At 54.9% G+C, this 21,100-nt stretch carries 15 protein-coding genes; all 15 read left to right on the top strand.

Going from position 1 to position 21,100, the window contains the following annotated elements; translation table 11 throughout:
- The first annotated feature begins 233 nt into the window (after positions 1-233).
- A complete protein-coding gene (gene spoIIR, locus BN3911_RS06400) occupies positions 234-851 on the top strand; it encodes a stage II sporulation protein R (RefSeq protein WP_066862952.1) in 618 nt (205 codons plus the stop codon).
- 229 nt (positions 852-1,080) lie between these two features.
- On the top strand, positions 1,081-4,446 hold the full coding sequence (locus tag BN3911_RS06395) for a PD-(D/E)XK nuclease family protein (RefSeq protein WP_066862949.1): 3,366 nt from the start codon (positions 1,081-1,083) through the stop codon (positions 4,444-4,446).
- Positions 4,427-7,945 carry a helicase-exonuclease AddAB subunit AddA gene (addA, locus tag BN3911_RS06390; RefSeq protein WP_066862946.1) on the top strand — a complete coding sequence of 1,173 codons (3,519 nt, stop codon included), beginning with the start codon at positions 4,427-4,429 and terminating at the stop codon, positions 7,943-7,945. Before BN3911_RS06395 ends, addA begins: the two co-directional genes overlap by 20 nt.
- 197 nt (positions 7,946-8,142) lie before the next feature.
- The gene (locus BN3911_RS06385; RefSeq protein WP_066862942.1) at positions 8,143-10,572 is read left to right on the top strand and encodes a beta-mannosidase; all 2,430 of its coding nucleotides are present in this window, start codon (positions 8,143-8,145) and stop codon (positions 10,570-10,572) included.
- A gap of 40 nt (positions 10,573-10,612) precedes the next feature.
- Positions 10,613-11,095, top strand: a complete 483-nt coding sequence (locus BN3911_RS06380) for an NUDIX domain-containing protein (RefSeq protein WP_187127694.1) — start codon at positions 10,613-10,615, stop codon at positions 11,093-11,095.
- Positions 11,096-11,428: 333 nt separating this feature from the next.
- Positions 11,429-11,893: a translation initiation factor IF-3 gene (gene infC, locus BN3911_RS06375; protein WP_242871085.1), complete on the top strand. Its 465-nt coding sequence runs from the start codon at positions 11,429-11,431 to the stop codon at positions 11,891-11,893.
- A gap of 27 nt (positions 11,894-11,920) precedes the next feature.
- Positions 11,921-12,124, top strand: coding sequence for a 50S ribosomal protein L35 (gene rpmI, locus BN3911_RS06370; protein WP_066862935.1), 204 nt, complete (start codon positions 11,921-11,923; stop codon positions 12,122-12,124).
- Between the two features lie 56 nt (positions 12,125-12,180).
- Positions 12,181-12,534, top strand: a complete 354-nt coding sequence (rplT, locus tag BN3911_RS06365; RefSeq protein ID WP_066862932.1) for a 50S ribosomal protein L20 — start codon at positions 12,181-12,183, stop codon at positions 12,532-12,534.
- Positions 12,535-12,607: 73 nt separating this feature from the next.
- Positions 12,608-13,414 carry a TrmH family RNA methyltransferase gene (locus tag BN3911_RS06360; RefSeq protein WP_066862929.1) on the top strand — a complete coding sequence of 269 codons (807 nt, stop codon included), beginning with the start codon at positions 12,608-12,610 and terminating at the stop codon, positions 13,412-13,414.
- 94 nt (positions 13,415-13,508) lie between these two features.
- Positions 13,509-14,684 (top strand): DNA-processing protein DprA, encoded by a 1,176-nt coding sequence (gene dprA, locus BN3911_RS06355; RefSeq protein WP_066862926.1) that lies wholly within the window; start codon positions 13,509-13,511, stop codon positions 14,682-14,684.
- A gap of 149 nt (positions 14,685-14,833) precedes the next feature.
- Positions 14,834-16,927, top strand: a complete 2,094-nt coding sequence (topA, locus tag BN3911_RS06350) for a type I DNA topoisomerase (protein WP_066862924.1) — start codon at positions 14,834-14,836, stop codon at positions 16,925-16,927.
- Between the two features lie 62 nt (positions 16,928-16,989).
- A complete protein-coding gene (gene trmFO, locus BN3911_RS06345; RefSeq protein WP_066864232.1) occupies positions 16,990-18,327 on the top strand; it encodes a methylenetetrahydrofolate--tRNA-(uracil(54)-C(5))-methyltransferase (FADH(2)-oxidizing) TrmFO in 1,338 nt (445 codons plus the stop codon).
- Positions 18,328-18,369: 42 nt separating this feature from the next.
- A complete protein-coding gene (gene plsX / locus BN3911_RS06340; RefSeq protein ID WP_066862922.1) occupies positions 18,370-19,380 on the top strand; it encodes a phosphate acyltransferase PlsX in 1,011 nt (336 codons plus the stop codon).
- Positions 19,377-20,057, top strand: coding sequence for a ribonuclease III (gene rnc, locus BN3911_RS06335; RefSeq protein ID WP_066862919.1), 681 nt, complete (start codon positions 19,377-19,379; stop codon positions 20,055-20,057). The genes plsX and rnc overlap by 4 nt, the downstream gene beginning before the upstream one ends.
- Positions 20,053-21,057 (top strand): elongator complex protein 3, encoded by a 1,005-nt coding sequence (locus BN3911_RS06330; RefSeq protein ID WP_066862916.1) that lies wholly within the window; start codon positions 20,053-20,055, stop codon positions 21,055-21,057. The genes rnc and BN3911_RS06330 overlap by 5 nt, the downstream gene beginning before the upstream one ends.
- Positions 21,058-21,100: the final 43 nt, after the last annotated feature.

Here is a 21,100-nt window from a genome sequence, read left to right as displayed (position 1 = left end):
CGCTGCCCAATTGAGGGGGAGACCGGTGAAAAATGGAAACCTGAGACGGAGGGTTTCGAGGGAGAAACCTCATGATTTCTTCATTCTAACCTCCCGGGAAGATTCTGTCAAATACGGAATAGGAGGTTGCTGTGAAAAAGGAAATTTTTAAAAAACCGTATGCACCAGTATAAGCGGGAAAGAAGCCGTTCATACTTTGGTCAGCTTAAAAAACAGAAAGGATTTTTGTACTTATGAAAGATTTGACGCGCCGCACTTTGGCCAAATCCCTTGTCTGTGGATTTTTACTTACCATAGCCGCTGTCTTTTTCCCTTTTGCAGCCTCCTGCGAGGAACTTCCCCAAAATGTGCTGCGCCTGCATGTGATTGCCAATTCTGATTCTCCGGAGGATCAGGCGGTCAAACTCAAGGTACGGGACGCTGTGCTCAGGGAAGCGTCCAGATGGTACGAGGATGCACGGACAATGGAGGAGGCAAACTCCGCCGTGTGCACACATCTGGAATCCATCACGGCGGCGGCACGGGAAGTCCTGCTGGAAAACGGAGTACGGCAGACTGCAGCAGCAGAGGTGACCGAGATGTATTTTACTACCAGAGAGTATGAAAACTTTTCCCTGCCGGCCGGGAAATACCGGACACTGCGGGTGACAATCGGCAGCGGAGAGGGGAAAAACTGGTGGTGCGTTGTATTTCCGGCTCTCTGTCTGCCGGCGGCGGAACAGAGGCAGGATGATGTGCTGGCCGAATTGCCGGACAGCCAGCAGGAGCTGGTAAAGCATCCGGGAAAATACCGGGTGAAATTTAAGGCAGTGGAATGGTATCAGGAACTGTGCAGTTTTTTTGATCGCTGATATTCCCCGACAATGTTTTTCCGTCCGCTGATTTGAAGGAATATGCAGTTGAAAACCTTTGATTCAGAAATGGGGATTTCTGTGAAGCCCCCGGCAACGCCTGCGCCGCAGGTGGGAGGCCGAAGCGCCGTGGAAACTGAATTGCGTGACATGCCAGCCGCAGGTGTGATATAATGGCCTCAAAGCAAATTTGCTTTGAGGCCATTCTTTATTTATGGAGGCGTTCCCTTTGCTGCAATTTGTCCTGGGCCGTGCCGGAAGCGGAAAAACCGAATATCTCAGAGAACTGCTGGCAGAAAAAAACCGGCAGGGCGGGGAAAAGCTGATGATGCTGGTGCCGGAGCAGTATTCCTTCGAAACGGAGAAGGCCATACTGCATAAGGCGGGGCCTGTTCGGGCAGCGACCATTCAGGTATACAGCTTTACCCGTCTGGCGGAGGCCGTATTCCGGGAAGAGGGAGGCTTTGCGGGACGCAGGCTGACAGACGGCGGCAGGCGCATTCTCATGTCTTCGGCCATCGCCGCCAGCGAGGACCATCTGGAGGTCTATGCGGGCGCGGCCAGGAGCGGAAGGATTACCGACCTGATGCTCACGGCGGTCAATGAGATGAAGCTGTGCGCCATTTCCCCGAAGCAGCTGGCTGAAACGGCAGAGATGATTGGCGGCAGAGGGCTTGGGAAAAAGCTTTCGGAGCTTGCTCTGATCTATGGGGCCTATGAGGCGCTGGTGGAGGCTTCCTATCTCGACTCCAGAGACGATCTGACCCGTCTGGCGGACAGGCTGGAGACCAGTGATTTTTTTGAAGGCGCTACGGTGGCGGTGGACTCCTTTGAGGGCTTTACCGCCCAGGAAATTCGGGTATTGGAACAGATCCTGCGCAGGGCGGAGACGGTGCTGTTTTCCCTCTGCACCGACGGTTTGCCGGAAGACGGAACAGGCCTGTTTGCACTGGTAAACCGTACCAGATACCGCCTGCAGCGGCTGGCGGAAGAGCATGGGGTGCGCGAGCTGCCGCCGGTGCTGCTTACCGGCGCCCCCCGGTTCCGGAATGAAAATTTGAAGCTGCTGGAGGCCCAGCTGTTCTGCGCTTCTGAGATGCTGATGAGCGAGGACGCGCAGGGAATACATGTATTTTCCGCTAAAGATGTGTTTGAAGAGTCGGAATATGTGGCCGCAACAATCCGCAGGCTGGTGGAAAGCGGCGGGTACCGTTATCGGGATTTTTCCGTGATCTGCCGTATGCCGGAACGTTATTTCGGCTACCTTGATGTGGCTCTGCAGAAGCGGGAGATCCCCTGTTTTGTCTCTGAGCCGGCGCGTGTGGATGCAGAGCCGGTGATGCGCTTTGTGCTGGGTGCGTTTGAGGCGGTGCAGTCCGGATTTGCAACAGACCCCCTGCTGGAGATGCTGAAAACCGGAGTTTCCGGCTTTTCTGCAGAGGAGATTTCTCAGCTGGAAAACTACGCCTTTCTCTGGAAAGTAAAGGGCGGCGCTTGGCGGGAGGAATTTGTGCGTCATCCCCGGGGATTTGGACAGGAATTTACAGAGGAGGATCAGGAAACGCTGAACCGGCTGAACCAGCTGCGTCTCCGGCTGATTCAGCCTCTTTCCCGCTTTGCCGCGAGGATAAGAGACGCTTCCGGGGAAGAAATTTCCGAGGCGGTTTTCTCCATGTTGGAGGCGTTCCAGATGGAGAAGAATCTTCCAGCCTATTGTGCGGAGTTGGAGGCGGCGGGGGAAAACTCCCTTGCAGCCAAGCAGCTGCGGGTATGGGAACTGCTGATGGAAGTGCTCGATCAAATGCACAGTATTCTGGGCCGGAGGAAGGTGGCCAGAGAGCGGTACTATTCCCTGCTCAAAGAGGTGATTGCAGGAGAGGATGTTTCGGAGATCCCCCAGACGGTGGACGAGGTGATTTTCGGTACGCCGGAGCAGGTACGGCAGTCCGCGCCCAAGATAGTTTTCCTGATCGGGGCGGTGCAGGGGGAATTTCCCCTGGTTCCCAAATCTACAGGCGTATTTTCTGATGCGGAGCGCAAGGAACTCATTGCCATGGAACTTCCGTTGGGGGACCCTCTGGAGCAGAAGACGATCGAAGAGAGGTATTTGGCCTATTCGGTGTCCTGTGCAGCTTCGGAACGGCTCTATGTCAGCTATCCCAGAAGTGCCGACGGGGAGGATCGGGAGCAGAGCGAACTGGTGTCGGCTGTGCTGAGTATATTTCCCGCCCTGCAGGTGGAAAGAGGCCTGCCGGACGAATATTTTGTCAATTCCAAAGAGGCGGCGTTCACCCGGATGGCGGCAAGGTTCCGGGAAAATACGCCGGAAGCCGCAGCGCTGAGACAGCTTTTTGCCGGAGATCCTCAATACCAGGGCAGGCTGGAGGCTCTGCGCAGGGCGGCTGCAGGACGGCCTGCGCGCCTGGAGGACAGCGCTTTGGCTGCCGGGCTGTTCAGCTCTGCCCCTTATCTTTCAGCCACGCAGATTGAAACCTATTACGACTGCAAATTTAAATATTTCTGCCGGTATGGAATCAATGCCAAGGAACGCAGGCCTGCTGAAGTGGATGTGATGCAGTACGGCACGCTGATGCACTATCTCTTCGAAAAGGTGTTCTCCGAGCCGGTTGAGATTCGGGAATCCCGTTCGGAGAAGGAACTGCGCCAGTTGGTGGACAGTCTGATCCAGGAGTATGCAGATATCAGCCTGGGCGGTTTTTCCATGCTTGCCGGCCGGGAAAAATACAGGCTCAGAAGGATGGGCAGGTCCGCGGTGCTGTTGATTCTTCATGTGGAAGAGGAACTGAAACAGTGCCGGTTCCGTCCGGAGCATTTCGAATTGGGACTGGGACATGGCAGCGGATATCCGGCGCTGAAGGTGGAAACGGAGAGCGGCCGAACGGTGACGGTGGGCGGCACCATCGACCGGGTGGACGCTTACCACCGTTCGGAGGGAACCTATGTGAGGGTTGTGGATTATAAAACCGGAAAAAAAGAATTCCGGCTTTCTGACGTGCTCCATGGCCTCAACATGCAGATGCTGGTATATTTGGCCGCCCTGGTGGAAAACGGTCAGGTTCTGCCGGCTGGCATTCTCTATATGCCGGCTGCAGAGCCCTCTGTTTCCGCCCAAAAAGGGATGGATGAAGCAGCCGTCAAAAAGGAGGCGGATAAACAGCTGCGTATGAGTGGCATGGTGCTCAGCGACGCTGAAATTATCACCGCCATGGAGGATGGCGCAAAGGGGAAATTCATTCCAGCCGCGCTCAACAAGGACGGGGCGCCCACCCGCACCAGCATGGTGCTGACGAAGGAAGAACTGACCCGGGTACTGGAATATTCCAAACGGCTGATCGCCGCTATGGCGGAAGAGCTGTGGCAGGGGAACGTGGAGGCGCTCCCCAACCTGAAAAATAAAAGCGCCTGCCGCTACTGTCCCTATGGGGCGGTTTGCGCCAAGGAATATGGAGAGCAGGATGTGCAGAAAGAAAAGCTTTCCAAAGACGAGGTTCTCACTGAGATGACAAGGGTTCTGCAGGCTTCTGTGCCGCAAGATGGGGAGGGGGATGAAAACGATGGCAGTCAGTTGGACTGAAGCCCAGGCAGACGCTATTTCTGCCAGAAAGGGCTCTGTGCTGGTAGCTGCCGCAGCGGGTTCCGGCAAAACGGCGGTTCTGGTGCAGCGGGCGATTGAACGGCTGACGGATCCGGAGCGTCCGACCCGGGCGGACCGGATGCTCATTGTCACCTTCACCAAAGCGGCCGCAGCGGAAATGCGGGCCCGGCTGGAACGAAGGCTCTATGAAATGCTGCGGGAACACCCGGAAAACGGGCTGCTCCGCCGCCAGAGCATTTTGCTCTCCCAGGCGCATATCGGAACGGTAGACAGCTTTTGCGCGGAAATGGTGCGGGAATTTTTTCATGTGCTGGAGATTGCGCCGGAATTTAAAATTGTCTCGGACAAGCAGAGGGAGGACCTGACGCAGGAGGCCTTAAATGAGACGCTCTCCGATGCCTTTGAAACTTCAGCCTTTGAAAGGCTGGCCGATGCGTTTACCGGAGAGCGGGACGACCGGCGGCTTTCGGCGATGATCCTGCAGCTTTATGAATTTATGCAGTCTCACCCGTTTCCGGAGAGTTGGCTGGAGGAAAAGACAGAGATGTTCGCCGAACCGGGGCCAATTGAGACCACACCATGGGGCAGGGTGCTGCTGCGTTATGCAGCGGAGACGGCGGAGCACTGTATCCGTGTGCTTTCAGCCGCTGTCCGGGAAGCGGAACACTGTGCGGATGAGAAGCTTTCCGGAGCTTTTCTGCCGGCCCTGCAGGGGGATCTGGCGCTTGCCGAAAGGGTGCGCAGTCTGGCGCAGGCGGATAGTTGGGACGAGCTTTCCCAATTTTTGCAGACACTTACCTTCCCGCGCAGAGGCACACTGCGCGGATACGAGGAGGACCGGCTTAAGGAACGGCTTGAGCTGCTGCGCGGCGAGGCCAAGGGGGCATTGCAGGAGTTGGGAGAACTCTTTTCTTCAGACGGCGAGGCATGCGAGGAGGAACTGCGCTGCACCTATCCGCTGCTCTGTGACCTGAAGAGGCTGACGCTGGACTTTTCTCAAAGATATGAGGAGAAAAAACGGGAGAAGGGCTTCCTTGACTACAGTGATCTGGAGCACCTGGCAATCCGTCTGTTCCTGCAGGAGGACGGAGAGCGGACGTCTGCAGCGCGGGAGGTTTCCCAGCGCTTCGATGAGATCATGATTGATGAATACCAGGACATCAATGAAGTGCAGGATTCCCTGTTCCGGGCAATCTCCCAAAACGGGGAAAACCTTTTTATGGTGGGCGATGTAAAACAGAGCATTTATGGGTTCCGCAGGGCGATGCCTGAAATTTTCCTGCGCTGCAGAAGAAGCTTTCCCTCCTATGACAGGACGCAGGACCGATACCCCGCCGCCATTGTCCTGGACCGGAACTTCCGTTCCAGAAACTCTGTGACGGACAGTGTGAATTTCGTCTTTTCCCGGCTTATGTCCCGAGATATGGGAGACATCGATTATACAGGGGAGGAACAGTTGGTCTGCGGCGCTGCCTATCCGGAAAAGGATGACTGTGAAACCGAGCTGCTTCTTCTGGAGCGTGAAGCGGGCATGCCAGCTGAGGAGGCTGAGGCTTCAGCAATAGCCAGGCGGATTCGGGAAATGCTCGCTGATGGCTTTACCGTCTGCGAGGGAGGAGAGGAAAGACCGGCTCATTACGGTGACTTCTGTATTTTGTTGCGCAGTGCAAACAAGTATGCCCACAGGTATGCACAGGAGCTCGTGAAACGGGGCATTCCTGCGAAGGCTTCCATCACCGGAGGCTTTTTTGCCGCCCCCGAGGTTGCGGTGATGCTCTCCCTGCTGCGTGTGGTGGATAATCCCAATCAGGATATTCCACTGCTTGCCGTATTGATGAGCCCTATCTACGGTTTTACAGCGGATGATATGGCAGCCCTTCGCCTGGAAAACCGGGATATTCCGCTGTATCTTTCTCTGCTGCGGGCTGCTGGGGAAGAAAAGCGCTGCGCGCAGGTGGTTTCCGATATCGCCCGGTACAGGGCGGTTGCCGCCACCATGCCTTCGGATGCCTTTGTCAGCTTTTTATATGGCAAGACTGGGTACGCAGATCTGGTTCTTGCTATGGAGGACGGTGAAGGAAGGCTGTCCAATCTGCATCTCTTGCAGCGTTACGCCAGGGAATATGAGGCCTCCGGCTACAACGGTATCTCTGGTTTTGTCAGATTTCTGGACCGACTCCGGCAGAGCGATTCCGATCTGCAGGCGGCGGAAGCGCCGGCTGGGGAGGAACATATGGTGCGGATCATGAGCATCCACAAGTCAAAGGGACTGGAATTTCCGGTATGCATTGTGGCGGGGTGCGGACGAAACTTTATAACAGATCATTCCGATGTGCTGCTGCATCCTGAACTGGGTTTGGGCGTTAAGCTGCGGGATCCTATTCTGCCGGCCAGATTTACGACGGCGGCAAGAGAGGCCATCCGTTTGGAAACGGCACGCAACGAAGCCTCGGAGGAACTGCGGGTGCTCTATGTCGCCATGACCAGGGCAAAGGAAAAACTGATTCTCGTAGGCTCCGGTTCCGGGCTGCAGCGCGCTCTGCCCAAGCTTGCTGCTCAGGTGACGGAACAGGGAATCTCTCCCTATGCGGTGCGCAGCGTGCGCAATGCAGGGCATTGGCTCATGCTCTGCGCCCTCAATCATCCCGATGGAGCTGTGCTGAGACAAATGGCGGGCGCAGAGGAGACGCCGGTGTGCCGGGAGGGTTATACTCCCTGGAAGATCAGCCTGGAAACCTGTATGCCGGAGGAGCTTCCTTCCGAAGCTGCCGCTGCGGAACTCCCAGCCGATCCTGAGCCGGAGCTTTTGGAGCGTCTGAAACAACAAGTAAACTACTGTTATCCTTATGAGAATCAGCAGGGAATTCCCGCCAAGGTGTCCGCCTCCAAGCTGACGGCCGGTCAGGCGGAAGAACAATGGAGAAGCCTGCCGCGGCCAGCCTGGCTGGGGGAAAAGGGACTGACTCCGGCTGAAAGGGGAATTGCCCTGCACGATTACATGCAGTATGCCGACTTCCGTGCAGCGGCGGAGGATGCGGCAAAGGAGCTCATGCGGCTCCGGGAAAAGCATTACCTGACGCCGGAACAGGCGGAGGCGGTGGATCTTGCCCGGGTGAGAAAATTTTTTTCCGGCAGCTTGGGAAAGCGCGTGCTGGCGTCGCAGGAACTGCAGAAGGAACGACGCTTTACGGCGGAGATCCCGGCCTCCATGGCGGGAGCCGTGGGCGCGGAAGACGTCTCGGTGATCCTTCAGGGCGCAGTGGACTGTACCTTTACGGAGAATGAAAGCCTCCACATCATCGACTTCAAAACAGACAAAATCAACACGGTTTCAGAGCTCTGGGAACGGTATGAAACACAAATCCGGCTGTATGCCTGTGCAATGGAACAGGTGACGGGGCTCCGGGTGGGAGAGCTGTTTCTCTATTCCACTTATCTCAGCGAAGGGTCTTCCAGGTCATACCATGAGGAGAGATAACCTGAAACGGCATAGCTTGTAAGCTTCAAGGTAAAAAACAGCTGGTTTGTCTCAAGAAAAACGTTGACGGATTTCTCCTCAAAAGGTAAGATGAAGATAGGTGAAAGGGAAAATTTTTTGAAGGGATCAGGCTGTTGTGCCCGGTGTGGAAGCCGGAAAACCCTATCCCGTGTTCCTGGAAAAGGAGGGTCATATCCATGATCAGACAGATGCTGCAGGAAAACTGGACGGTGAATCCGGTGGGATCCCGGGAAAGGCTTCCGGCAACGGTTCCGGGGTCTGTATATGCCGATTTGCTGAACAACGGGAAGCTGGAGGATCCTTATTGGCGGGATAATGAGCTTGCCGCCCTGAAGGTGATGGAGCAGGATTACGAATACAGGCTGCGTTTTACACCTGCGGCAGGAGTCTGGAGCTGCAGGCGCCAGATGCTCCGGTTTGAGGGTATTGATACCGTGGCCGATCTGTTCTTAAACGGCAGCCCTTTGGGGCATACCGAGAATATGCACCGCATATTTGAATTTGAAGTGACTGGAAAGCTGTTGAAGGGGGAAAATGAACTGCTGGCAGTTCTGCGTTCTCCTACAAGGTTTATCCGGGAACAGTATGAAAAATCGCCGGCAGACGGCAGCAGCGACGCAATGAAGGGCTTTCCGAGCCTGCGCAAGGCCCACTGCATGTTCGGCTGGGATTGGGGGCCCCGTCTGCCTGACGCGGGGTTGTGGCGTCCGGTAAGCCTGCTGGGCATCGACGGCGGAAGAATTGAGTCTGTGCAGGTGAGGCAGAAGCATCGGGAGGGCAGCGTGGAGCTTTTCCTTACTCCCCAGTTTGACTACGTGGGAGAAGAGCCGCTTACCTATACGGCGGAGCTGTTCTCTCCGGATGGAACGGTGGAAACAGCGGAAGATTCTTCCGGGATAATCGAGGTGGCAAACCCGAAGCTCTGGTGGCCTCATGGTTATGGAGAGCAGCCGCTTTATACCCTTAAGGTGACCGCCTATGCGGGGGACCGGGAGGCAGACTGCTGGCAGCGGCGCATCGGACTGCGTACCGTGACGGTGCGCAGGGAGCCGGACGAGTATGGGGAAAGCTTCGCCCATGAGGTAAACGGTGTGCAGATTTTTGCCATGGGGGCAGATTATATTCCGGAGGACAATCTGCTGTCCAGAGTGACGCCGGAACGCACCAGAAAGCTGTTGGAACAGTGCACAGCCGCCAATTTCAACTGTATCCGCGTTTGGGGTGGCGGTTATTATCCGGACGATGCTTTCTATGATGCTTGTGACGAGCTGGGCCTGCTAGTGTGGCAGGACTGCATGTTCGCCTGCGCTGTGTATAATCTGAGTCCGGAATTTGCGGAGAATGTCCGAATGGAGATCGAGGACAACGCAAAACGCCTGCGCCACCATGCCTCTCTGGCCCTGTGGTGCGGGAACAATGAGATGGAGATGTTCGTGGATGAGGGAATGTGGGTGAGAACGCCCCGCCAGAAGGCAGATTATATCCGCATGTACGAGTATCTGATTCCCAAAGCCATCCGCCGGCAGGATCCCGATACCTTCTACTGGCCCGCCAGTCCTTCTTCAGGCGGCGCATTCGACAAGCCCAACGACCCTGCCCGGGGAGACGTGCACAATTGGGATGTCTGGCATGGCTTTGCCCCTTTCAGCGAGTACCGGAAACACAGCTTCCGGTATCTTTCAGAGTTTGGTTTCGAATCCTTCCCGTGCCTGAAAACGGTGGAAACCTATACGCTGCCGGAAGACAGGAATCTCTTTTCCTATGTGATGGAAAAGCATCAGCGCTGCGAACGGGGCAACGCCCTGACTATGGCCTATCTGCAGCAGATGTTCCGTTACCCCACTTCCTTTGAGACCGCGCTGTATGCCTCCCAGCTGCTGCAGGGAGAGGCGATCCGCTATGGGGTGGAGCATTTCCGGCGCATCAGGGGGATTTGTATGGGGGCCATTTACTGGCAGCTGAACGATTGCTGGCCGGTAGCTTCCTGGGCTTCCATCGATTATACCGGGCGCTGGAAGGCGCTTCACTATTATGCCAAGCGCTTTTTCGCGCCGGTGTTGCTCTCCTGCTGTGAAGAGGGGATGCTCACCCAAAATACCAATGTGAACGCCGAGCCTTACAAAATGGAAAAGAGCGTGCGTTTTTCAGTTTCCAATGAGACAATGGAGGACCATGCCTGCACGGTGCGGTGGTCGCTGCGTGACCGCAGCGGGCACATTCTGCGGGAGGAGACTGTATCTCTTGTGGCGCCGAAGCTGCAGAGTGTATGGCTTGACAAGGTGGAGCTTCCCGAGGCGGATCCTTTCCGCAGTTATGTGAGCTATGAGCTGTTGATTTCCGGTGTCCGGACGTCCGGGGGCACGGTGATTTTCTCTCTGCCTAAGTATTTCGATTACCCGGATCCCATACTTTGCTGCCGGGTAGAGGGAGAGGAGATTGTCGTAACTGCAAAGGCCTACGCCAAAAGTGTGGAGATTCAAAACGAAGAGGAGGATCTCCTGCTTTCCGACAACTACTTTGACATGGATCCGGGGGAGAATCGGGTAAAAGTACTCTCTGGAAAAACGGACGGTATCCGCCTGCGCAGCGTGTATGATATCCGATAGGACAGGCGCTGGCGCAGGCCTGTCGGGGAGGGAATTGGATTTGACGGATTTCGTGCAGAAAAGTTTTGGGGAAAGACAGAGGGGGCTTCGCTATCTGGATCGGGAAGGAGCCTATCTCTTTGCTGTGGAAGATGGCTGTCTGGCGGTGGTCCGCACTCCCAAAGGGCTCTTTTTGCCTGGGGGAGGGTTGGAACAGGGAGAGACCTGTGAGGAGGCGGTCCACAGGGAATGCCTGGAGGAGACGGGACGGCTTGCTGCGATAAAAGGGTATCTGGGGACAGCGGAACAGTATTTGCTGCATGAGGCCCTGGGCCCCTTGCGCCTATTGCAGCATTATTATGTTGGAAATCTCGGGGAGCGGGTTCGGGCGCCGGTAGAACAGGATCATACCTTGCTATGGATTTCCTTGGAAAATGCGGCGGAAAGTCTGTATGTGGCTGCCCAACGGTGGGCTGCTGAGCAGTATGGCAAGCGGTATTCTGCGGAAGGAATATCCCGGAAGCAGAAACTGGGGGAATTTTGAATTGCTTGCCGGCTGAAAAAATCAGTTGAAAAAATACTTGACAGAGTATGAAATTGATACTATAATTCTTAAGGTAAAACAAAGCAGAGTCGGCGGCTCTCACCCGTGCAGTACTGTCTGACACAGGTCAATAGTTCGATCCGGCGGAACCGGTTTGTGCAAGCGGGTTCCAAGCGAGCGAAAAGTTGATTTGCGGGCAGAGGTATTCTGTCCGTTTTTTGCGTCGCCGGCGCTTTGAAACAATGATAAAGTGAACACGTGTGATGGAGGTGCTTACCCATTAGCAACAAGGAACTGCAGATCAATGAACAAATCCGGGACAGAGAGCTTCGTGTGATTGATTCCGACGGCTCACAGCTGGGCGTTATGCCCCTGCGGCAGGCCATGGATCTCGCCGAACAGAAGAATCTGGATCTTGTAAAGATCGCACCGCAGGCGACCCCGCCGGTCTGTAAGATTATCGATTACGGCAAGTTCCGCTTTGAACAGGCAAAGCGGGAAAAGGAAGCAAAGAAAAATCAGCGGGTCGTTGAGATCAAGGAGATTCGCCTCTCCCTCAACATCGATACGCACGACTTTGAAACAAAGAAGAATCATGCCGTGCGTTTTCTCGAGGAAGGGAATAAGGTGAAGGTTTCCATCCGGTTCCGCGGAAGAGAGATGGGACATCCCGAGCACGGTTTGGAGATTATGCGCCGCTTTGCCGAAACCATGGCAGAGGTGGCGAATGTGGAAAAGCCTGCAAAGCTCGAGGGTAGAACCATGCTTATGTTCCTTGCCCCCAAGCCCGTTAAGTAACCGTAAACAATCAAGGAGGACTGCAAAATGCCGAAACTTAAAACACACAGCGGCGCGAAAAAGCGCTTCAAACTTTCCAAGAACGGAAAAGTGATTCGCAGCCATGCATACATGACCCATCTTGCCAACGGTCATGGAAAAACCCCTAAGACCAAGCGCCATGCACGTGGTACCACTGTCACCGACAAGACCAACACCGCGGCGATCAAAAGACTGCTCCCTTATAAATAATGGTGCGGGGACGTTTTCAGATTTATTTTTCGATGACAAGAAAGGATTGAGTATAAATGGCTAGAGTCAAAGGCGCGCTTATGACGCGTAAAAGAAGGAAAAAGGTACTGAAGCTTGCCAAGGGGTATTGGGGTTCCAAGAGCCGCCACTTTAAAATGGCCAAACAGGCCGTGATGAAGTCCGGCAATTATGCCTATATCGGCCGCAAACAGCGCAAGAGAGATTTCCGCCGTCTGTGGATCACGAGAATTTCCGCAGCATGCCGGATGAATGATATCAACTATTCCACCTTCATGAACGGCCTCAAGAAAGCTGGCGTTACGCTGAACCGCAAAATGCTTTCTGAAATTGCCATTGCAGATGAGGCGGCGTTTACCGCTCTTGTCGAGAAGGCCAAGGCTGCTTTATAAAAATCTGAGAGTGCGCCTAAGGCAGATTTTGCCTTGGGCGTTCCGTTTATTTTAGTATGAAAGAAGGGCGGATATGGGGTTCGAGCATATTTCCAGCCGCCGGAATAAATTGATTCGTGAGGCGGCGGCTCTGGCTGCTTCGGCAGAAAGACGGCGGGGGGAAGCGCGCTTTCTCTGCGAGGGGGCCCGGCTCTGTGAGGATGCTGCGCGTTCCGGGGTACAGATTGACCGCTGTTTTTTTACAGAACAGGCGCAGCGGCGGTATGGAGAATATTTGAATCGGATTCTTCCTGCAGCCCAGGAACAGTTTTTGGTGGAAGAACATGTAGCAGATCTTCTCTCCTCCACCAGAAATTCGCAGGGGATATTCTGTGTCTGTGAAACGCCAGAGAATCTGAAACAGGGAAAACAGGCTTTTTCAGGCGCCTGTGCGGTGCTTGAAAATCTTCAGGATCCGGGAAATTTGGGAACGGTGCTGCGTACAGCCGAAGCCTTGGGAATAGGCTGCGTGTTTTTGCTTGGAGATTGCTGCGACCCGCTGTCGCCCAAAGTGTTGCGGGCGTCAATGGGGGCGGTATTCCGGATATCAGTAGTTGCTGAGACGTCACCAGTCCGGCTAAGAGACCTGCTGAAGCGCAGGGGATACACCCTGTATGCGGCTGTTCCGGATGCTGCTGCAAGTCCTGTAACGGCAATTGATTTTTCTGAAGGCCTGCATGCCGTGCTGATTGGCAATGAGGGCAACGGGCTGACGAAAGAAGCGGTTGCTCTTTGTGATATACGGTTGACCATTCCAATGGCCGGCCGTGCAGAATCGCTCAACGCGTCGGCTGCCGCTACCATTCTGCTATGGGAAATGAACCGTGGAGCCGGTTATTAAAAGTATAATTGAGAACGGCGTTAAGCCGCATATCGGTTCTGTTGCATAAGACAGACAGGAAGCGGCAGCCCGGAGAAGGAGTGTGGTCGTGAAGATGAAGGAAGGAATGGATCCTCGTGTGTATTGGATTTGGGCGCAGCGTGCCTTCGGAGCGGGCAGTCCGAAGCCCTGGCAGCTGTTTCGGCGTTTTCCCGGCGGCCTTTGTGAGTTTTATGCGGGCGGACCTTCTTTATGGAACAGGATGGAGCTTGTTTCGGAACGGGAAGCAGGGATGCTCTACTCCTACGGAATTTCTCAGGCGCAGGCCCTGCTGGAGTACTGTTATAAATGCGGGCAAGAGGTCATCACGCCGGAGTGTGAAAAATATCCCGAGGCACTGAGGAATATTTTTGACCCTCCTGCGGTACTGTATCTAAAAGGTAAGCTGCCTGACGTGGACCGTATTCCCACTGTGGCCATAGTGGGGGCCAGAAAAGCGGCCGAGGCTTCCGTCAGGGCTGCCGAAGCGTTCGGTTATCAGCTGGCCTCCGGCGGGGCGGTGGTAGTGAGCGGGTGTGCGCTGGGAATTGACGCCGCCTCACTGATGGGTGCTCTGAGCGCTGCGGGAACGCCGGTAAGCGTGCTTCCTACGTCGCTTGACAGCAATTATGTGGTCAGAAACGCGGCTTTGCGCAGTTCTATCCTGGAGCGTGGCGGCTGCCTGCTGACAGAGCAGGCTACGGAACAAAACATCCATCAGGGAACCTTCCAGGTGCGCAACCGAATCATTTCCGGTCTCAGCTGGGGCGCCCTTATCATTCAGGCAGCCCGGCGCAGCGGTACTCTCATTACAGCCCACCATGCCCAAGAACAGAACCGGGATGTCTTTGTTTATCCAGGAAAACCAGGGGATGAGTCATATGAGGGCAGCAGGCTGCTTCTGGAGGATGGGGCCAAGGCGGTTTCCTGTGGTGAGGAAATTTTGGAGGAATATCAACATCGTATTCAGGCAGCGAGAAGTTCCGAGCCGGTCGATCTAACCGGCCTGTTTGACGAACTGGAAGTTCCCGCTTCCTCGGGATTGGAAGAATTGGCTGATTCCGGTACGGGGAGAACCCTCTCGGAAAATGCGGAAAAGGTATTGGGCGTCTTGGAGAAAACGCCTGTTCATGTCTCCATGCTGGAAGAAAAAACGGGTCTGCCCGCCTCCTCTGTGCTGGCTGTCTTGACGGAGTTGGAATTGGAAGGGATCATCCGGTCCTACCCTGGCCGGCGATATAGCCGCGCTTGAATTTCCATAATAAATAGTGTAAAATAATAAAGTTTACTCGCACCGCTGAAACTCAGGCGGCGAAGCAATGTTTGGAAGCGTTTTCTAACTGGGGCCATATTGTCAGACCGCACAATATGGGAATCCCGAAGAAAGGATTGGTCATTTTCATGTCAAAATTGGTGATTGTGGAGTCGCCTTCCAAGGCGAAAACCATTCAAAAATATTTGGGCGATGGGTATGAAGTTATCGCCTCTATGGGCCATGTGAGGGACCTGCCCAAAGCCAGGCTCTGCGTGGACGTCAAAGATAATTTTAAGCCCAAGTACAGCATTATCAAAGGAAAAGAGAAGCTGGTTAAGGAGCTGAAAGAAGCCGCCGCTCATTCGGACGGCGTGCTCCTGGCCACTGACCCTGATAGAGAGGGGGAGGCAATCTCCTGGCATCTGGCTTATATTTTGGGCCTTGACGAGCATGCGCAGGATCGTGTGACCTTCAATGAGATCACAAAGACCGGCGTAAAAGAGGGAATGTCGAATCCCCGGGAAATTGATTTGGATTTGGTAAATGCCCAGCAGGCCCGCCGGATTCTGGACCGTCTGGTGGGCTATACTCTCAGCCCCTTCCTGGCCAAAACCATTCGCCGCGGGCTTTCTGCGGGCCGTGTGCAGTCTGTAGCTGTGCGGATGGTAGTGGACCGTGAAGAGGAAATCCGGGCCTTTGTGCCTCAGGAATATTGGAGCATTGATGCAAAATTGACTGCTCCCCCTTCGAAAGCTGTCTTTGCCGCCGCTTTCTATGGGGATGAAAACGGAGAAATCAAAATCGGCTCCAAGGAGGAATCCGATAAACTGTTCGCTGAGCTGGAGCAGGAAGAATTCCTTGTCAGCGCTGTGAAAAAGGGGAAGAAGAACCGTTCTCCCGCCCCGCCGTTTATCACGTCGACTCTGCAGCAGGAGGCTTCCAGAAAGCTGGGCTTTCAGGCCCGCCGCACGATGAAAGCGGCCCAGGAGCTGTATGAGGGCGTGGAGATCAAGGGCCAGGGCTCTATGGGTCTCATTACCTACATGAGGACTGACTCACTGCGCATTTCCGAAGATGCCATCCGGGAAGCCACGGAATATATTGAAACCAGATGGGGCGGAAAATATCTGCCTTCCAAGCCCAGACACTTCAAATCCAGGGCAAATGCCCAGGACGGTCATGAGGCCATCCGCCCCGCCTCCATTGCCATTACGCCGGAGGCGGTGAAGGATTCCCTTACTGCGGACCAGTATAAGCTCTACAAACTTATCTGGGAAAGGTTCATTGCCTGCCAAATGGCCAACTGTGTCCTGAATACCACACAGGCAACCATAAGCGCCGGAAAATATATCTTCAAGGCGTCCGGTTTCAATGTGGCGTTTGAGGGTTTTACCGCTCTCTATGAGGAGAGCAAGGATGAGGAAGAAAAGGCTGGCAAGGATCTGCCGCCCCTGGAAGAAGGCATGAAGCTGAAGGTGAAGGATCTGAAGGGAAACCAGCATTTCACACAGCCGCCTCCCCGTTTTACGGAAGCCTCCCTGATCAAGACGCTGGAAGAAAACGGGATTGGCCGCCCCTCCACTTACGCCGCCACAATCTCCACCATCACCAGCCGGGAATATGTGATCCGTGAGGGAAAGGCGTTTAAGCCGACGGAGCTTGGAGAAGTGATCACCAAGCTGATGAAGGAACGCTTCCCAAAGATTGTCAACGTGAAATTTACAGCTCAGGTGGAGGATGAACTGGACTCGGTGCAGCGGGGCGATGAAGAGTGGGTGGAAACTCTCCGCCGCTTCTACGATGATTTTGACAAGACTGTGCAAGCCGCGAAGAAAGACATGGATGGCGTCAAGATCCGTCTGAAAGAGGATGAGACGGACGTTATCTGCGAAAAATGCGGCAGGAACATGGTGGTAAAGGTTGGCCGGTACGGGAAATTTCTGGCCTGCCCAGGATATCCGGAGTGCAAGAACATCAAAAAGATTGTCAATGACACCGGAGCGGCGTGTCCCAAATGCGGTGGGAAAATCATCGAGCGGAAATCGAAAAAAGGCCGCGTGTTCTATGGCTGCAGCGAATATCCCAAATGTGATTTTGTCTCCTGGGATCCGCCTTCGAAGGAGAAATGCCCTGTTTGCGGGAAGACGCTGCTGCAGAAAAAGAGCAAGGATAAGACCCTGTATTGCGTGACGCCGGACTGCTCTTTCGAGGGGAAGAAACCGGCTGACACCGAGGAATGAACCCTGGGCACGGGAAGGAATGCGGGCCCGATGTAAAGCTGGATCGGAAAGGAGCGGCGGAGATGCCTGATCAGAAGGTAAAGGTGCTGGGGGCGGGCCTGGCCGGCTGTGAGGCCGCCTGGCAGATTGCGAACCATGGCATACTGGTGGAACTGTGGGAAATGAAGCCTGCAAAGTACTCTCCCGCCCATCGGAGCGAGGGCTTCGCGGAGCTGATCTGTTCCAACTCCCTGAAGGCAGCCCGGCTGGACAGCGCAGCTGGGCTGCTGAAGGAAGAGATGCGTCGCTTCGGCTCTCTGCTGACCGAGTGCGCCCGCAAAAGCCAGGTGCCCGCCGGAGGGGCCCTGGCGGTGGACCGGGAAGAATTTTCCCGGCTGGCGACCATGGAAATGGAACGGCACCCTCTCATCGAAATTCATCGGGGAGAGGTGACGGAAATCCCCCGGGGACCGGCGGTAATTGCCACCGGCCCTCTCACTTCAGAGGCCCTTTCGGAACAGATTCAGAGGCTCTGCGGCGGCAGTCTGAGTTTCTTTGATGCTGCGGCCCCCATAGTGACGCGGGAAAGCCTTGACATGGAACAATGCTTTGCAGCGTCCAGGTACGGTAAAGGGGACAGCGACTATATCAACTGTCCGATGAATAAAGAACAGTATGACCTCTTTGCCGATGAACTGGTGCGTGCGGAGCGTGCGCCGGTACACAGCTTTGATGCGGGGAACCCCAAGGTATATGAGGGATGCATGCCCATCGAGGTACTGGCGGCCAGGGGGCACGATGCCATCCGGTTCGGCCCCATGAAACCGGTAGGGCTCAGGGACCCAAAAACCGGGCACCGGCCCTGGGCAGTGCTTCAGCTGCGCACAGAAAATCTGGAGAACACGCTTTATAACCTGGTTGGGTTTCAGACCAATTTGAAGTTTGGCGAGCAGAAGCGGGTCTTCCGCATGATACCCGGACTTGCCCATGCTGAGTTCGTCCGGTACGGCGTCATGCACCGGAATACCTTTCTCAACTCTCCTCAGGTTCTGCAGGGAGATTTTTCCCTGCGGCCGCGGCCTGAATTGTTTTTTGCAGGCCAGATCACTGGGGTGGAGGGCTATATGGAATCCGCCTCCTCCGGGATTTTAGCGGGGCTCAATTTGGTACGCAGGATCAGGGGACAGGAACCGCTGATCCTGCCGGAAACCTCTATGATGGGTGCTTTGAGCCGCTATGTGGCCGGATATACGGGAAAGGATTTTCAGCCTATGGGGGCAAATTTCGGCGTGCTGCCGCCTCTAAGGGAACAGATAAGAGATAAGCGGGAACGCTATATGGCTCTGTCTGTCCGGGCGCTGACGGATTTGGAAGAGTACTGTAAAATGGCAGGCGTTGTATTGCAAAAGGAACCGGATTGAGAGCCGGACGGATTTTCCATTGGAAGGGAGCATGTGTGAAATATGAAGATCATAGTCGATGCCTTTGGCGGGGACCATGCGCCGGAGGAAATTTTGCTGGGGTGCGCCCAGGCGATGGAAGAGCTTGGGGTGGAAATCCTGCTTTCCGGCGATCAGAAGAGGCTGGAATCCGCAGCGGCTAAGCTGAATTTGTCAGAGCAGCTTGCCCATATGGAAATCCTCCACTGCTCTGAGGTGCTGACCATGGAGGACGAGCCTGCCAGCGTGGTGAAGGAAAAGGCGGGAAGTTCCATGGCCGTAGGCCTGAAAGCATTGGCAGAAGGAAAAGGAGATGCCTTCGCCAGCGCTGGAAACAGCGGGGCCCTGGTGGTGGGGGCCACCACCATCGTCAAACGGATCCGCGGTGTAAGAAGAGTGTCCTTTGCTCCGATTCTGCCAAAATTTGAGGGCTTTTTTATGCTCAACGACGGAGGCGCCAACGTGGATTGCCGTCCGGAAATGCTGCTGCAGTTCGGCATCATGGGCTCGGCGTATATGAAGAAGGTGATGGGGATAGAAAATCCCCGGGTAGGCCTTGCTAACGTGGGTTCTGAAGACCATAAGGGGGACGAGCTGAGGCAGGAAGCGCTGGCGCTGCTGCGAGCTTGTCCGTCCATCCGATTCGTGGGAAATGTGGAGGCACGGGATATCCCCTATGACGCGGCCGACGTAGTGGTTGCCGACGGCTTCACCGGCAATATGATGCTGAAGCTCTATGAAGGCGTGGCTATGGCTGTGATGGATAAAATGAAGGGTGTCTTTCAAAAGAGCCTCCTTAACAAGCTGGCGGCATCCGTGGTGTACGGCGACATGAAAGCCTTGAAAAAGTCCATGGATTACAATGAATACGGCGGAGCGCCCATTATGGGAGCGTCAAAACCTGTGTTCAAAATTCATGGCAGTGCAAAAGCGTCTACCGTCAAAAATGCGCTGCGGCTGACCAGAGACTACGCACAGTCCGGCATTATCGAAGAGATTGCCAGGGCAGTGGGCAAAAAGGAAGAAACATTATGAGACCACTGGAAGAATACGAAAAGCTGATTGGCTACAGGTTCCGGGACAGAAAACTTTTGGAGACGGCCCTCACCCATTCTTCCTATGCCAACGAACACAAGTGCAAAAGCTATGAGAGATTGGAATTTTTAGGAGACTCTGTGCTGGGGTTTGTGGCGGCGGAGTATCTGTTTCATCATTTTCCCGAGCTGCCTGAGGGACAGCTAACCAAAAACCGTGCCGCCCTGGTCTGCGAAAAATCCCTGTGCGGCTTTTCAAAATCTCTGCAGGCAGGTGATTTCCTGCGGCTGAGCCATGGTGAGCTGCATTCCGGAGGAAAAGAGAGGCCCAGTATTCTGGCGGATGTTTTCGAGTCCACCACCGCAGCAATCTATCTGGACAGCGGAGATTTGGAACAGGCGAAGAAATTTATTCTCACCTTTCTTGCCCCTGCTGCCAAAGCCCAGAATGTAAAACCGTTTAAGGACTATAAAACCACCCTTCAGGAGATCATCCAGCAGAACCCGGAGGAAAAGCTCAACTATGTGGTGATTGGGGAAAGCGGCCCCGACCACGACAAGCATTTTACCGTAGAGGTTCATCTGAACAGCAATGTGATCGGCAAGGGCGGCGGACGCAGCAAGAAAGAGGCTGAGCAACAGGCTGCAAGGGAAGCATTGGAGCTGATGGGTTATTAAACACGCCAATATCTCAATTTTTGTTCCTCATGTCGGCTGTCCCCGCCAATGCAGTTTCTGCAATCAGCATGCCATCACAGGAGAGGCTGAAGCGCCTGCTGCAGCGGATGTGAGAGAGACTGCCGCACAATCGGCTGCCCAGTTGGGGGAGCGGGTGCATTCCGCGGAAATCGCCTTTTTCGGCGGCAGTTTTACCGCTGTCCCCCGGGATTACATGGTTTCGCTGCTGGAGGCGGCGCATGAGTCTGTAAAGGAATTTGGCTTTGCAGGAATCCGATGTTCAACCCGTCCGGACGCTGTAGGGGAAGAAGTACTGTACCTTCTGAAAAAATATGGTGTTACCGCAGTGGAGCTGGGAGCGCAGTCCATGGATGACGAGGTGCTCTCTCTCAACCGGCGGGGGCATACGTCGGGGCAAACAGAGGCTGCTGCTCAGCGGGTTAAGGCGTTCGGGTTTCAGCTGGGCCTGCAGATGATGACCGGCCTGTACGGCGACACAGACGGCCGCGCCTTGGAAACGGCGGAACGGATGATAGCCCTGAAGCCGTCGACAGTGCGGATTTATCCCACTGTTGTCCTGCAGGGGACTTATCTTGCCGAGCTTTATGCACGGGGGGAATACACCCCGCAAACATTGGAAGAGGCGGTGACGCTTTGCGCTCTCCTGCTGCCCTTGTTTGAAGATGCCGGAATTAAGGTGATCCGAATGGGGCTTCATGCCCAGACGGCTGTGGAAGCACAGAAATTGGCGGGTCCGTATCATCCTGCGTTTCGGGAATTAGTGCAGAGCCGTGTATTCCTGGAAAAGCTTCTCTCCTGCCTTGAGAAGCCGGGCAGATATGTGGTCCGCGTCCATCCTCAAAGCATATCCGTTGCTCTGGGACAAGGGAAGAAGAATAGGGAGATACTGAGGCAAGAGGGCTTACTTGTCACCTTCCTGCAGGATGAGGCCGTGCCCAGAGGCTTGTTTTCAGTGGATGGATCTGGAAACTCGGTTTAAGCTGAGATCAATTCTGACCTGGAAGGGCAGCACGTCCCTTCCG

Source organism: Neglectibacter timonensis (assembly GCF_900048895.1).
Taxonomy (GTDB): domain Bacteria; phylum Bacillota; class Clostridia; order Oscillospirales; family Acutalibacteraceae; genus Acutalibacter; species Acutalibacter timonensis.
The sequence above is the reverse complement of the archived record's forward strand: the minus strand, read 5'-3'. Positions and strand labels throughout refer to the sequence as shown.

Excerpts from the sequence above, each read along its gene's own strand:
- spoIIR (WP_066862952.1), top strand. The coding sequence starts at position 234 with ATGAAAGATTTGACGCGCCGCACTTTGGCCAAATCCCTTGTCTGTGGA.
- addA (WP_066862946.1), top strand. The coding sequence starts at position 4,427 with ATGGCAGTCAGTTGGACTGAAGCCCAGGCAGACGCTATTTCTGCCAGA.
- BN3911_RS06385 (WP_066862942.1), top strand. The coding sequence starts at position 8,143 with ATGATCAGACAGATGCTGCAGGAAAACTGGACGGTGAATCCGGTGGGA.
- rpmI (WP_066862935.1), top strand. The coding sequence starts at position 11,921 with ATGCCGAAACTTAAAACACACAGCGGCGCGAAAAAGCGCTTCAAACTT.
- rplT (WP_066862932.1), top strand. The coding sequence starts at position 12,181 with ATGGCTAGAGTCAAAGGCGCGCTTATGACGCGTAAAAGAAGGAAAAAG.
- BN3911_RS06360 (WP_066862929.1), top strand. The coding sequence starts at position 12,608 with ATGGGGTTCGAGCATATTTCCAGCCGCCGGAATAAATTGATTCGTGAG.
- dprA (WP_066862926.1), top strand. The coding sequence starts at position 13,509 with ATGAAGGAAGGAATGGATCCTCGTGTGTATTGGATTTGGGCGCAGCGT.
- topA (WP_066862924.1), top strand. The coding sequence starts at position 14,834 with ATGTCAAAATTGGTGATTGTGGAGTCGCCTTCCAAGGCGAAAACCATT.
- trmFO (WP_066864232.1), top strand. The coding sequence starts at position 16,990 with ATGCCTGATCAGAAGGTAAAGGTGCTGGGGGCGGGCCTGGCCGGCTGT.
- plsX (WP_066862922.1), top strand. The coding sequence starts at position 18,370 with ATGAAGATCATAGTCGATGCCTTTGGCGGGGACCATGCGCCGGAGGAA.
- rnc (WP_066862919.1), top strand. The coding sequence starts at position 19,377 with ATGAGACCACTGGAAGAATACGAAAAGCTGATTGGCTACAGGTTCCGG.